1 protein-coding gene is annotated in these 222 nt (G+C 31.5%); it reads left to right on the top strand.

What is annotated here, in order from left to right:
* Positions 1-153, top strand: a 153-nt coding sequence (locus tag ACGF49_RS25505; RefSeq protein ID WP_387493652.1) for a transposase, incomplete at its 5' end; no start/stop codon positions are given.
* Positions 154-222 lie beyond the last annotated feature (69 nt).

Genomic DNA, 222 nt, shown 5'->3' with positions numbered 1-222 from the left:
CAAGCTGAGTGGGATAAGATAATGTTGTCAAAGCGTTTTATCATTGAAACGATTAATGGGCAATTAAAAACTATTTCTCAAATAGAGCATTCCCGCCACCGAAGTATAAAACCGACATTCCGCACCGCATTCATAATTTGTTGTTTTAATTAAGAATTAATAAATGCATAAATTTTATACAAACGATTTTAAATCAGTATATTACAGATATAGCTGCGGAAT

It is taken from the genome of Photorhabdus sp. RM96S, assembly GCF_042879335.1.
In the GTDB taxonomy this organism is placed as follows: Bacteria; Pseudomonadota; Gammaproteobacteria; order Enterobacterales; family Enterobacteriaceae; genus Photorhabdus; species Photorhabdus kayaii.
Note: the sequence above shows the minus strand (reverse complement) of the source record. Positions and strands in the feature narration are given on the sequence as shown.